Raw genomic sequence first — 13,007 nt, forward strand, 5'->3', positions numbered from 1 at the left:
CTCGTAGTACGCATAGTTGGGGGTTCAGGTGGACGCGTTGGACGTCGCCCGGTGGCAGTTCGGTGTCACGACCGTCTACCACTTCCTGTTCGTGCCACTGACCATCGGCCTGTCCGTGCTGGTGGCGATCCTGCAGACGATGTGGCACCGCACCGGCAACGAGCGCTACCTCAAGCTGACCAAGTTCTACGGCAAGCTGTTCCTGATCAACTTCGCCATGGGCGTGGTCACCGGCATCGTGCAGGAGTTCCAGTTCGGCATGAACTGGAGCGACTACTCCCGCTTCGTCGGCGACATCTTCGGCGCGCCCCTGGCCATCGAGGCGCTCGTGGCGTTCTTCCTCGAGTCCACGTTCATCGGCCTGTGGATCTTCGGCTGGGACCGGCTGCCCAAGCGCGCGCACCTGGCCAGCATCTGGGCCGCCGCCATCGGCACGAACCTGTCCGCGTACTTCATCCTCGCCGCGAACTCGTTCATGCAGAACCCCGTCGGCTACCGCATCAACCCCGACAGCGGACGCGCCGAGCTGACCGACTTCCCGGCCGTGCTCACCAACAAGGTCGCCCTGATCACCTTCCCGCACACCCTGGCCGGCTCGTTCCTGGTCGCCGCGTCGCTGATCGTGGCGGTCGGCCTGTGGCACGTGATCCGCAACCGGGACTCCGCCGACACCGGCGCGTACCGCTTCGCCACGAAGTTCGGCTCGTGGGTGGTCCTGGTCGCCTCGGCGGCCGTGCTGTTCACCGGCGACATCCAGGGCAAGATCATGACGGATGTGCAGCCCATGAAGATGGCCGCCGCCGAGGGTCTCTACACCACCGAGAGCCCCGCCTCGTTCTCCGTGCTCACCATCGGCAGCCTCGACGGCAGCCGCGAGGTGTTCGCCCTCAAGATCCCGTACCTGCTGTCGTACCTGGGCACCGGCGACCCGAACGGCACCGTGCACGGCATCAACGACCTGCAGGCCCAGTACGCCACCCAGTACGGCGCGGGCAGCTACACCCCGATCATCCCGGTCACCTACTGGAGTTTCCGCTTCATGGTCGGCTTCGGGTTGGCGGCGGGCGCGATCGCCCTGCTGGTGCTCTGGAGCCAGCGCAGGGGCCGTACCCCGCGCAGCAGGTGGCTGCTGCGCGCCGGCCTGGCCATGCCGGTGCTGCCGCTGCTGGCCAACTCCTTCGGCTGGATCTTCACCGAGATGGGCCGCCAGCCGTGGATCGTCTTCGGCGAGATGCTCACCCGCAACGGCGTGTCCCGCAGCGTCTCGCTCACCGAGGTGCTGACCTCCTTCACCGCCTTCACGCTGATCTACGCCACCCTCGCCGTGATCGAGGTCAAGTTGCTGCTGCGCTACGCCAGAGCCGGCGTGCCGGACGTCAGCGAACAGCCCCCCACCGACGACGCCGAGCGTCCGCTCGCCTTCGCCTACTGATCCCGGAGCCCATCGTGGACCTGACCACCATCTGGTTTCTCCTCGTCGCCGTGCTGTTCACCGGCTACTTCATCCTGGAGGGCTTCGACTTCGGCGTCGGCATGCTGCTGCCCGTGCTCGGCCGCGACGACCGGGAACGCCGGGTCCTGATCAACACCATCGGCCCGGTCTGGGACGGCAACGAGGTGTGGCTGATCACCGCCGGCGGGGCGATGTTCGCCGCGTTCCCCGAGTGGTACGCCACCCTCTTCTCCGGCTTCTACCTGCCGCTGCTGCTGATCCTGCTGGCCCTGATCGCCCGCGGGGTGGCCTTCGAGTACCGGCACAAGCGCCCCGAGGCGTCCTGGAAGCGCCGCTGGGACGCCGCGATCGTGGTCGGCTCGCTGCTGCCGGCGATCCTGTGGGGCGTCGCCTTCGCCAACATCCTGCGCGGCGTGCCCCTGGACGCCGACCACGAGTACGTCGGCGGCCTCGTCGACCTGCTCAACCCGTACGCCCTGCTCGGTGGCGCGACCACGCTCGCGCTGTTCCTGACCCACGGCGCGGTGTTCCTGGCCCTGAAGACCACCGGCGACATCCGCGACCGCGCGGGCGCCCTGGCGGTGCGCCTCGGCGTCGGCGCCGCCGTGCTCGCGGTCGGCTTCCTGGCCTGGACGTTGAGCATCCGCTCCAGCGCGGCCGCCGTCGTGCTCGCCGTCGGCGCGGCCCTCGCCCTGCTCGGTGGCCTCGCCGCCGCCCGGGTACGCCGGGAGGGCTGGGCGTTCACGGGTACGGCCGTGGCGATCGGCCTGGCCGTGGCGACCCTGTTCGCGGCGCTGTTCCCGAACGTGCTGCCGTCCACCCTCGACGCGGCGGGCACGCTCACGGCCACCAACGCGGCCTCCACCCCGTACACACTGAAGATCATGACCTGGGTGGCGGTGATCTTCACTCCGGTGGTGCTGGCCTACCAGGCCTGGACGTACTGGGTGTTCCGCAAGCGCATCGGCATAGCCAACATCCCCCAACACTGACCCCCACCCCCACCCCCACCCCCGCCGATCATGGACTTGTGGTGCCCGACCTGGGGCGTCAAGGGCGCTTCGTCACCCACCACGACTCCATGATCGACGGGCGTCCGGCCGGGGCGGTTATCGGCTGGTCGGGGTTGGGGCGGGCCGCTACGGTGTGCCGATGCGCGTTCGTGAACTCACCATCGACGACCTGGACGACGCCTGGGAACTGGGCCGGTTCGCGTTCGGCTCTGATGCTCAGCGGTCCCCGCACACCACCGTCGAGGTGCCCGGCATGACCCGCTACGGCGCGTTCGACGACACCGGCCGGCTCGTCGGCAAGGCCGTCGACCTGCACCACCACCAGTGGTGGTCCGGTCGGGCCGTCGCGGCGGCCGACGTCGCCGGGGTGGCGGTCGCCCCCGAGGCGCGGGGCCGGGGTGTGGCCCGAGCCCTGCTCACCGCCCTGCTGGCCGGGGCCCACGAGCGTGGCGCGGCGATCAGCGCCCTGTACCCGACCGTCGCCGCCCCCTACCGGGCCTGCGGCTGGGAGGCCGCCGGTGTGCTGCGCACCGTCAACGTCGTCACCGCCGCGCTACCCCGGCACCGGCCCGCGTCGCACCTGACCGTCCGCGCCGGCACGCCCGCCGACCTGGACGCCGTCGCCGCCCTCTACGAGCGGGTCAGCCGCCACCGCAACGGCATGTTGACCCGCCGGGGCAAGCTGTTCGACTTCTTCGCCGCCGACGCGAAACTGCCCGGTGACGGGATCACCCTCGTCGAGGACGACGGCGACCTCGTCGGCTACGCCACCTGGCAGCGCGGCCAGGGCTACGGCGCCGACTCGGTCCTCACCGTCGACGAGGCTCTGGCCACCACCGCCGACGCGGCCCGGGAACTCGTCGGGGTGCTCGGGAGCTGGGCCAGCGTCGCGCCGACCCTGCGGCTGTGCCCGCTCGACGGTGACGCCGTCAGCGTCCACCTGCCGTTGGAGGCGGCCCGGGACCACGAGCGGGACCTGTGGATGCACCGCCCGGTCGACGTCGTACGGGCGGTGGGTGAGCGCGGCTGGCCCACCCACGCCCGGGGCGTCGTCGACTTCCACCTCACCGACCCGCTCGCCGACTGGAACACCGGCACCTGGCGGTTGGCCGTCGCCGACGGCGAAGCCGAGCTGACCAGACTCGACGGCGAGGCGGACCTGCGGCTCGACGTGCGCGGCTTCGCGCTGCTGTACGCGGGCGCGGCGGGTGCCCGCTCGGTGGCCCAGGCCGGCCTGCTGCACACAGTCGGCATCGAGCCGGACGCCCTGGACCTGCTGGGCGCCGGCGGTCCGGCACACCTGCTCGACTACTTCTGACCGCCCCTTCGGGGACGGGTGGCAGTCCGGCGCGCCGGTAGGGTGTGCCGGTGCAGATCCTGACCCGCGTCCACTCCGGAGCGACGGCGCAGCGGCTGCTGCCCCACCCGCGCCTTGCACTGGTAGCGGCCTGGGACGCCGACCGTCCGGCGATCCGGATCTGGGAGTACCGGGACGGAGAACTGCGGCAGCGGGCAGCCCTCGGCGTGGACTCGGCCGGCTACGTCGAGGACGTCGGCTACGAGCGGTTGAAGCGCACACCCTCCGCCGCCTGGCACCCCCGCGACCCGTTGTTGGCGGTGGCGGACGCCGAGAGCGTTGTTCTCTGGACCCCCTCGGGCACGTCGCCGGTCGACGGCGTCCCGTCGACCGAGTACCGGCGGAAGGTGGCATTCAGCCCCGACGGTCGCACGCTCTGGTTGTCGCCCGCCGCCGGAACGGACGGCTGGGAGCACTCCGTCGCGCTCGACCTCGCCTCGGGAACGACCCTCACCGGCCCTCGGTGGGACACCGGGGTGGTGGCGCATCCGGCGGGTGGCCTGGTCTGCACCCTCGTGAGCGACCAGGGTGCCACGCTGGTGCTCTTCTCCGCGGACACCGGGCCGGTGCTGCGGCCGGTGCGCCGTGCGCTGGTCCTGGACTGCGACGGCTACCAAGCGCCGATCTTCAGCTCGGACGGCCGGCACCTCGCGGTACGGGGCAACGCGTACAACAACTCGCTTGAGGTGTTCGCGTTTCCCTCGCTGCGGCGCGTCCTGGGCATGACACTGGGGGAGCCGAGCCCGGGGTACCCGTACCCGCAGGAGTGGCTGGACGAGATGCGGGCCTGGTCCCGCCACAACGTCGCGTTCGGTCCGTCGCCGCGGGTCCTCTGGATCGGAACACCCGAAGGCGTGGTCGTCGAGCTGGACGTCGACGGCAGTCGGGTGGTCGAGCACGAGGTGCTGCCCGGGGCAGCGGTGACCGCGCTGGCGGCCACCGCCACCGGTGAGCTCGTCGTCGCCGGCAACGACGAGCTTCTTGTCCTGTCGGTGGGCACGGCCGACCCGGGCGAGGCAGCCGGGGCCTCAGCGACCGCGTTCCTCGCCAGCACCCGCGAGGCGTCGGTCGTCGACATGGACCAGCTCGACCTCACCGACGGCACGCGGGTCTGGCAGTCCGGCGACCGGGCGACGGTCGGCGAGACCTCCGCGACCGACCCGTCCTGGCTGCGGATCCGGGCGGCCGTGACCCGACGCACCTGAGTCGCTTCCGGCGTCAGGCCACGTCCGCCGGTTGAACGGCGTTCCGGCGTCAGGCGACGCCCGCCAGCTCGTCGTTGGCCCGCTCGGTGACGAGCGTGAGGACGCGGGCGGCGACGTCGGCCTCGGCGGGCGGGATGTCCCCGTACAGCCGGGCGGTGATACCCCCGACGGCCTCGGCGACACGGGCCTGCGTGCTCTGGCCGGCATCGGTGAGCGACACCCGCGGCTCGGTGGTGTCGTCGAGCCGCGCCAGGCCGGCGTCGACGAGGCCGGCGATCACCTCGTGCACGGCCGACTCGTCGACCCTTCGGGCGCTCGCGAGGCGCCGCACGAGCGAGGTCCGGTCGGCGGGGCCGGCGGTGAGGGCGTTGAGGGCGAGGACCTGGGCGAAGTCGATGCCCAGGGGCGCGACGGCGCGGTCGAGCAGGGCCCGGGTGGCGAAGTGGGCCTGACCGATGACCTGACCGTTGAGAGTGGACACGTTGCCTCCTTCGAAAACGTTGGCTGAACCAACGTTGGTAGAACCAACGTAACATGGTTTGTGGGTCACGCCAACGATTACTGTTAGGCTCCCGCCATGGACGCCACCGCCCCGCAGTCACCCGCCGGGCTGCGTACCACCGCGAGCTGGCTGCTCAACCAGGCCGCCGCCCACGCCGGCCGACTCGCCAGCGCGGGCTTCGCCGCACACGACCTCCGCGGCTACCACTTCCGGCTCCTCGCCTCGCTGGCCGAGGACGGCCCCGCGAGCCAGGCCGACCTGGGCCGCCGCTGCGGCATCGACCGCAGCGACGTCGTGGCCGCCATCAACGACCTGGCCGGCCGGGAACTCGTCGTACGCGCCCCCGACCCGGCCGACCGCCGCCGCAACGTCATCAGCCTCACCGACGCCGGCGCCGACGAAGCCCACCGGATGGCCGACACCGTCGCCCGCGTCCAGGACGACCTGCTCGCGCCCCTGTCGAGCGCCGAACGCGCGCAGCTGACCCGCCTGCTCACCCGACTGCTCCAGCACCACAACGGCCATTGACCGCCGCTCGGGCCCGCCCCACCGCAAAGGCAGCGCTCAGCTCGCCTCGCGCAACTCCGCCAACCGGGCCTCGATCTCGGCCAACTCCGCGCGCAGCTTCTCCGCCTGCTGCTCCGCCTCGGCCCGCTCGGCGCCCAGGATCTGCTCCACCGCCTCCTGCACACCCGGCACGTCCACCAGCGCCACCATCTTCAACGCCTCGGCCGGCTTCACCACGTACGGCTTCGCCAGGGCCTTGCTGCCCTGCTGCGCGGCGACCGTCCACTCGCCGTCCGCGTACGCCAGGGTCACCGTGAGGCCCGCGGGCCCCTTGGGCTTCGCGGCCTTGACCGCCCGCCGCGCCGGCGGCTTCTCGACCTGCTCCACCTTCGGCTCCTCCTGTCGCTGCGCGGGCACCCGCGGCGTGTCCAACACGAACTCCGGCGCCGCCACCGCGGGCGCCTCCGGTTCCGGTTTCGGCTCCGGTTTCGGCTCCGCCACCCGCCGGCCCGCGCCCTTGGGCGCGACCGCCAGATCGGCGGGGGAGAACGGCAACTCGTCACGACCGAACCGCACCACGACGAACTCGTCGGACACGTCCGGATCGGTCAACTCGACCACCTGGCCGACCTGACCGGCGATCTGCCCCGCCGACGCGGTGAACACCACCCTCGGCTTACGGCCGGCCGCCAACGCCTCCCGGATGCTTTGCACCTCGTCAGTGGACAAACCCTGGCCGGCATCCATCACAACCCTCTTCCGTACACCTGTTTGATTGCTGTCTTGATACCAGTCGACTGCGACACCCGCCGCACGGGGCTTAGGGCGTGTGTGAAGCCCCTGGCCGGCCGTTGGCTGGACTCCGCCTCGGCTTGACCGAGGACTTTCAGACACGCCCTAGCCGCCGAGGGCCCGCAACGCCCGATCGGCGTGGTCGTTCATGCTGACCTCGCTGTGGATCACCTCGATGATCCGCCGGTCCGTTCCGATCACGAACGTCATCCGCTTCGTGCTCAACGCCCCCAGCGGCACCCGCCGCCGGACCCCGAACGCCCGCGCGACCGTCCCGTCCACATCCGACAGCAGCGGATAGTCGAAGCCGTGCATCGTCGAGAACTCCGCCTGCTTCGCCACCTCGTCGCGGCTGATACCCACCCGCGACGCGCCCAGCGCCGTGAACTCCGCCGCCAGGTCCCGGAAGTGGCAACTCTCCGCCGTGCACCCCCGCGTCATCGCACCGGGATAGAAGAACAGCACCACCGGCCCCGACGCCAGGAACTCCGACAGCCGACGCGGCGTGCCCGTCTCATCCGGCAACTCGAAGTCGTCCACGACATCGCCGACACCCACACCCGCCACCGCGCACCTCCGTAGTCCGAACGACCGCGCGGGAAGCGTAAGCGATCACACCCGCAGCGCCTCGTGCGCCACCAGCACCAAGGCCCCCCGCATGTGACCCTCCTTACGACGACTCGTCCGCGCCGGTCACGGTAGCGTCGGCCCAACCCGCCCGACAGACCCGGAGGCGCCATGGCACCCGTCACCGTCATCACCGGCGGCGGCCGCGGCATCGGCGCGGCCACCGCCCGCCGCCTCGCCGCGGCCGGCCACCACATCGCCCTGTGCTACCGCCGCGACGACGCCGCCGCCGCGACCGTCCTGGCCGACCTGCGCGCCACCGGCGTCCAGGCCATCGCCGTACGCGCCGACACCACCGACCCCGACCAGGTCACCGCCCTGTTCGACGCCGCCGCGCAGCTCGGCCCCCTCACCGGCCTGGTCAACAACGCGGGCGTCACCAGCCTCATCGGCCCGTTCACCGACCTGCGCGTGGACGACCTGCGCCGCGTCGTCGACGTCAACCTCATCGGGTACGTCCTCTGCGCCCAGCAGGCAGCCCGCCGCCTCACCGACGGCGGCGCCATCGTCAACGTCTCCTCCGCCGCCGCGACCCTCGGCAGCCCGGGGGAGTACGTGCACTACGCCGCCGTCAAGGCCGCCACCGACACCCTCACCGTCGGCCTGGCCAAGGAACTCGCCCCGCGCGGCATCCGCGTCAACGGCGTCGCCCCCGGCCTCGTCCGCACCGACATCCACACCGACTCCGGCGTACCCGACCGCGCCGACACCGCCGCCGGTCGCATCCCGATGGGCCGCGCCGGCGAACCCGACGAGATCGCCGCCGCCATCGCCTGGCTCCTCAGCCCGGACGCCTCCTACACCGCCGGCGCCGTGCTACGGGTCTCCGGCGCCCTGTGAGCCGGGGCGCGCGACACGCGCCCCGGCCCACCGCCCTCAGTGGGTGAACAGCTTCGCCGCCGTGATCACCGTCTGCACGACCCCGTAGCCGAGCAGCACCGCCACCACCAGCCAGGAAATCCACAACCGGGCCTGCTGCCCGCTCCGACCGTCGTCGCTCATCGCGTACCACTCCTTCCCGCCGCCGTGACCTCGTCCACGTCCTGCTCCACCGGCTCGTGATAGCGCTGCGGCACCGGTCGCACCAGCAGGTTCGCCACGAAGCCCACCGCGAGGACACCCACCATCGTCAGCAGCGCCGGCCGGTACGCCGCCGCCGTCAACGTCCCCGGCTTGCCCTGCGCGTCGAGGAACCCGTTAACGATCAACGGCCCCGCGACACCCGCCGCCGACCAGGCCGTCAACAACCGGCCGTGGATCGCCCCCACCTGGTACGTGCCGAACAGGTCCCGCAGGTACGCCGGCACGGTCGCGAAGCCGCCACCGTAGAACGACAGGATCACGCACGCGAACAGCACGAACAACGCCGTCGCCGTGTGCCCGAACAGCGCCAGCAGCGCGTACATCGCCATGCCCACGCCGAGATACACCAGGTAGATCGGCTTACGGCCGATGACGTCCGACGTCGACGACCACACGAACCGGCCCGCCATGTTGAACAACGACAGCAGACCCACGAACCCACCGGCAGCCGCCACCGACACCGCCGACGTCCCGTTCTCCCGGAAGAAGTCCTGGATCATCGGGCTGGCCTGCTCCAGGATGCCGATACCGGCCGTCACGTTGCAGAACAACACCACCCACAACAACCAGAACGACCGCGTCTTCACCGCGTTCGCCGCCGACACGTTCGCCGTGGTGACCAGCGGCTTCGCCGCCACCGACGCGGGATCGAAGCCCGCCGGACGCCAGTCCTCGGCCGGCACCCGCACGTTCGCCACCCCGAACATCATGATCACGAAGTAGCCCAGGCCCAACGTCACGAACAACCACACCAGCGCGCTGCCCGACGCCGTCGAACCCGCGTTCGACGGGTCGTAGCCCGGGTCGTAGAACGACAGCAACTGCCGCGACAGGGGAGAGGCCACCATCGCCCCACCACCGAACCCCATGATCGCCAAACCGGTCGCCAGACCCGGCCGATCCGGGAACCACTTGATCAGCGTGGACACGGGGGAGATGTAACCGATACCCAGACCGATGCCGCCGAGCAGGCCGTACCCCAGGTACAGCAGCCACAACTGCTTCGTGGCGATGCCCAGCGACCCCACCAGGAAACCCGCCGCCCAGAAGCAGGCCGACACGAACATCGCCTTACGCGGCCCGTTCGCCTCCACCCACGTCCCGGCCACCGCCGCGGACAACCCCAGCATCACAATCGCGATACTGAAGATCACCCCGATCGCGGTCTGACCCGTGTCGAAATGGGCGATCAACGAATTCTTGTAGACGCTCGTGGCGTAGACCTGGCCGATACAGAGGTGGATGGCCAACGCCGCCGGGGGAATGAGCCACCGGCTGTAGCCGGGCGGCGCGACGGTATGCCGACGATCGAGTGCGGACAGCATGCGCTGCTTCCTCTCCGAGGCGGACGAAACGTGGTCACAACGTGCCCACCCCGCACCCAAGGAGCAAACCTCACCATCGCCGGACGGTCCCTCCCGTGAGCTGAGCGGTCACTCAGCCCACGCCGCACCTACCCCAGCTCCGGCGCATGCCAGCCACCCGCCAACGCATCCGCGTCCGCCGGACCCCAACTACCCCTGTCGTACGAGCGCACCGGCGCCGCCAGATCCAGGATCGGCGCCACGATCCGCCACTCCTGCCGAATCGTCTCCGCCCGCGCGAACCGCAGATGCTGCCCGTCCATCGCGTCGTCGAGCAACCGCTCGTACGCCTCCTGACGCCGACCCAACGCCGCACCGAAGTCCACCGACAGATCCACCGGCCGACTCGCCACCGCCGCGCCCGGACTCTTCGCCTGGATCGACATCGTGATGCCATCCCCACGACCCAACCGGAACCGCAACAGGTTCGCCGGCGCCTCCGCCCCACCCTCGGCGGGGATCAACGACCGCTGCGGCCGCTTGAACTCCACCACCACCTCCGTCGCCGTCCCCGGCAACGACTTGCCCGTCCGCAGATAGAACGGCACACCCGCCCACCGGGGCGAATCCACCGTCAACCGCGTCGCCACGAACGTCTCCGTGTTCGAATCCGGCGCGACACCCGGCTCATCCCGGTAACCCGCGTACTGCCCCCGCACCGTCGACTCCGGCGACAACGGCACGACCTGCCGCAACACCGCCGCCTCCGCCTCCCGGAACGAATCCACGTCGTCACCAGCCGGCGCGTCCATCGCGATCAACGCCACGACCTGCAAAATGTGGTTCTGCAACACGTCCCGCGTCGCGCCCACCGTGTCATAGAAACCGGCCCGACCCTGCGTACCGAAACCCTCGGCGAGGGTCACCTGCACGTTGTCGACGTGCTCACGGTTCCACAACGGCTCAAACAGCCGGTTGGCGAACCGGAACGCGTACAACCCCTCCACCGCCTCCTTGCCGAGGTAGTGGTCGATCCGGAACACCCGACTCGCGTCGAAAGCCGCACCCAACGTCCGATCCAACTCCTCGGACGACGCCACGTCACGCCCGAACGGCTTCTCCACGATCACCCGACCACGGTCGGCCAACCCGACCGCCGCCAAGCCCCGCACCACCGAACCGAACACCATGGGCGGAATCGCCAGATAGAAGATCGGCCGCCGCGCCTCACCCAGACGCTCCGCCAGCCGCTCGTACGTCGCCGGATCCGCATAGTCCCCGGAGATCATCGACAGGTTGGCCGCCAACGCGTCGAACGTCTCGTCATCCACCTCGTCAGAAGCCTCCGCCACCGACTTACGGGCGGTCGCCACCAACTGCTGATCATCCCAGGGGGAGCGGGCCACCCCGATCACCGGAACGTCGAGACGCCCCCGCCGCGTCAACTCGTACAACGCCGGAAACAGCTTCTTCGAGACAAGATCACCTGTCACACCGAACAGCACAACCGCGTCTGAACGCACGCGCATGACAATTCCATCCGATCATGTGGACCTGATCTTCCGAACGGACAACGGCGCGCCCCACCGGAGGAATTCCCCGCGAACTGCCCACGTGAGGTCGGCGACAACGCCACAACGGAAGATGACCCCACAGCGCTCCGCACACCCCCAGGAAGGACCAGAATGACCCTGGCCGCCGACCGCTCACCGGAAACCGGCCCCGACGTGGTGTGCCTGCCAATGTTCGGCACGACCCGCGCCGCCACCGCCGCCGCCTTCCACCCCGCCCTCGCCGGCACCGGCCTCCGGGAGACATACCTGGACCTGCCCGGCCACGGCGACACCCCACCCACCTGCCCGCCCACCTCCCAGGCCCTGCTCACCACCATCTGCGCCTGGCTCGACCACCACATCGACGGACCGGCCCTGCTGGCCGGCGCCTCCTACGGCGCCTACCTCGCCGCCGGCATCGCCCGCCAACGCCCCGACCTCGTCCGCGGCCTACTCCTGATCTGCCCCGGCATCACCATCGCACCGGCCAGCCGCACCCTGCCCGAGCACCGCCCGCCGCCAGGACCCACCGGCTGGCTCGACGACGCGCCCACCGACCTGCGCCCACACCTCGACACCGCGCTCGGCCACCGCACCCCGACCGTCGTCGCCACCGTCCTGCGCGCCCTGGACACGGGCGGCCCCGGCGACCACACCTTCCAACAGGAACTGCGCACAGGCCCCGGGTACGCGCTCCCCGACGAGACCGCCGACACCCCCTTCGACGGGCCCGTCAGCGTGCTCACCGGCCGCCAGGACGGCATCGTCGGCTTCGCCGACCAGTTCCACGCCATGCGCCGCTACCCCCGAGGCACCTACAGCACCGTCGACCAGGCCGGGCACTACCTGCCCTTCGAACAACCAGCCCTGCTCCGCGCCCACACCCGGGCCTGGCTCCGCCGAACCCCACAACCTGAGGCCGGTACGCGACAATGACCGCCATGGCTGACCTGGACGACACCAAGGCCGCGATGCACTACTACCTTCGCAGGAACCGCGACGACCTCATCTGGAAACTCGACGGCATCAGCGAACGCCAGGCCAGAACGCCCCGCACCACCACCGGCAACAACATGCTCGGCGTCGTCAAACACTGCCTCAACGTCGAGGCCGCCTACTTCGGACCCACCTTCGGCCGCGAGTTCCCCACCCCGCAGGAGCTGGTCCCGCTCACCGCGTTCGACGACGACCCGCAGGCAGACTGGTACGCGGACGAGAACGAGACCAAGGACGGCCTCATCGACCTGTACCGCCGCGTCGGCGCCTTCGCGGACGAGACGATCGACCAACTACCGCTCGACGCGCCGGGGCAGGTGCCCTGGTGGCAACCCGGCCGCCAGGACGTGACACTGGCCCGGACCATCATGCACGTCACCAGCGACATCGCCCGGCACGCCGGTCACCTGGACATCATCCGCGAGCAGCACGACGGGGCGATCGGCTGGCAGCGCGACAGCACCGGCATCGCCGACGGATACGACTGGCCGGCGTACGTCGACAAGCTTCGCAAGCTGGCCGACCAGTTCGACTGACCGAGCTGGGGGAGAAGGCCGCGGAAACGACACTGCCCTGCCGGTGCTACCGGGCACCGGCAGGGCAGTCACACCGCCT

General features: G+C 70.7%; 14 protein-coding genes. 8 read left to right on the forward strand and 6 right to left on the reverse strand.

The window, feature by feature from the left end; genetic code table 11:
* The first annotated feature begins 28 nt into the window (after positions 1-28).
* The 4 genes from AB0I89_RS02130 to AB0I89_RS02145 all read left to right on the forward strand — a co-directional run bounded on the left by AB0I89_RS02130 (position 29) and on the right by AB0I89_RS02145 (position 5,028).
* On the forward strand, positions 29-1,432 hold the full coding sequence (locus tag AB0I89_RS02130; protein ID WP_357119449.1) for a cytochrome ubiquinol oxidase subunit I: 1,404 nt from the start codon (positions 29-31) through the stop codon (positions 1,430-1,432).
* A gap of 14 nt (positions 1,433-1,446) precedes the next feature.
* Positions 1,447-2,445: a cytochrome d ubiquinol oxidase subunit II gene (gene cydB, locus AB0I89_RS02135; RefSeq protein WP_357118690.1), complete on the forward strand. Its 999-nt coding sequence runs from the start codon at positions 1,447-1,449 to the stop codon at positions 2,443-2,445.
* 160 nt (positions 2,446-2,605) lie between these two features.
* The gene (locus AB0I89_RS02140; RefSeq protein WP_357118693.1) at positions 2,606-3,784 is read left to right on the forward strand and encodes a GNAT family N-acetyltransferase; all 1,179 of its coding nucleotides are present in this window, start codon (positions 2,606-2,608) and stop codon (positions 3,782-3,784) included.
* A gap of 50 nt (positions 3,785-3,834) precedes the next feature.
* Positions 3,835-5,028, forward strand: a complete 1,194-nt coding sequence (locus tag AB0I89_RS02145; protein ID WP_357118696.1) for a hypothetical protein — start codon at positions 3,835-3,837, stop codon at positions 5,026-5,028.
* A gap of 49 nt (positions 5,029-5,077) precedes the next feature.
* Here the strand turns inward: AB0I89_RS02145 and AB0I89_RS02150 are convergent, their stop codons facing one another.
* On the reverse strand, positions 5,078-5,509 hold the full coding sequence (locus tag AB0I89_RS02150; RefSeq protein WP_357118699.1) for a hypothetical protein: 432 nt from the start codon (positions 5,507-5,509) through the stop codon (positions 5,078-5,080).
* A gap of 96 nt (positions 5,510-5,605) precedes the next feature.
* Here AB0I89_RS02150 and AB0I89_RS02155 point away from each other — a divergent pair, with 96 nt between their 5' ends.
* Positions 5,606-6,058, forward strand: a complete 453-nt coding sequence (locus AB0I89_RS02155; protein WP_357118702.1) for a MarR family transcriptional regulator — start codon at positions 5,606-5,608, stop codon at positions 6,056-6,058.
* 36 nt (positions 6,059-6,094) lie between these two features.
* Here the strand turns inward: AB0I89_RS02155 and AB0I89_RS02160 are convergent, their stop codons facing one another.
* Both AB0I89_RS02160 and AB0I89_RS02165 read right to left on the reverse strand, forming a co-directional pair.
* A complete protein-coding gene (locus tag AB0I89_RS02160) occupies positions 6,095-6,784 on the reverse strand; it encodes a hypothetical protein (RefSeq protein ID WP_357118704.1) in 690 nt (229 codons plus the stop codon).
* 150 nt (positions 6,785-6,934) lie between these two features.
* Positions 6,935-7,396 carry a peroxiredoxin gene (locus AB0I89_RS02165; RefSeq protein WP_357118707.1) on the reverse strand — a complete coding sequence of 154 codons (462 nt, stop codon included), beginning with the start codon at positions 7,394-7,396 and terminating at the stop codon, positions 6,935-6,937.
* Positions 7,397-7,567: 171 nt separating this feature from the next.
* Between AB0I89_RS02165 and AB0I89_RS02170 the strand changes: the two genes are divergently transcribed.
* A complete protein-coding gene (locus AB0I89_RS02170) occupies positions 7,568-8,296 on the forward strand; it encodes an SDR family oxidoreductase (RefSeq protein ID WP_357118710.1) in 729 nt (242 codons plus the stop codon).
* A gap of 36 nt (positions 8,297-8,332) precedes the next feature.
* On the opposite strand, the gene AB0I89_RS02175 is transcribed toward AB0I89_RS02170, so the two are convergent.
* The 3 genes from AB0I89_RS02175 to zwf all read right to left on the reverse strand — a co-directional run bounded on the left by AB0I89_RS02175 (position 8,333) and on the right by zwf (position 11,372).
* Positions 8,333-8,458 (reverse strand): hypothetical protein, encoded by a 126-nt coding sequence (locus AB0I89_RS02175; protein ID WP_357118713.1) that lies wholly within the window; start codon positions 8,456-8,458, stop codon positions 8,333-8,335.
* A complete protein-coding gene (locus tag AB0I89_RS02180; protein WP_357118716.1) occupies positions 8,455-9,864 on the reverse strand; it encodes an OFA family MFS transporter in 1,410 nt (469 codons plus the stop codon). Before AB0I89_RS02180 ends, AB0I89_RS02175 begins: the two co-directional genes overlap by 4 nt.
* 128 nt (positions 9,865-9,992) lie before the next feature.
* Positions 9,993-11,372: a glucose-6-phosphate dehydrogenase gene (zwf, locus tag AB0I89_RS02185; protein ID WP_357118719.1), complete on the reverse strand. Its 1,380-nt coding sequence runs from the start codon at positions 11,370-11,372 to the stop codon at positions 9,993-9,995.
* 156 nt (positions 11,373-11,528) lie between these two features.
* Here zwf and AB0I89_RS02190 point away from each other — a divergent pair, with 156 nt between their 5' ends.
* A complete protein-coding gene (locus AB0I89_RS02190; RefSeq protein WP_357118722.1) occupies positions 11,529-12,332 on the forward strand; it encodes an alpha/beta hydrolase in 804 nt (267 codons plus the stop codon).
* Between the two features lie 5 nt (positions 12,333-12,337).
* Positions 12,338-12,928 (forward strand): DinB family protein, encoded by a 591-nt coding sequence (locus tag AB0I89_RS02195; protein ID WP_357118725.1) that lies wholly within the window; start codon positions 12,338-12,340, stop codon positions 12,926-12,928.
* The last annotated feature ends 79 nt before the right edge of the window (positions 12,929-13,007 follow it).

The organism is Micromonospora sp. NPDC049801 (assembly GCF_040656575.1).
GTDB lineage: Bacteria > Actinomycetota > Actinomycetes > Mycobacteriales > Micromonosporaceae > Micromonospora.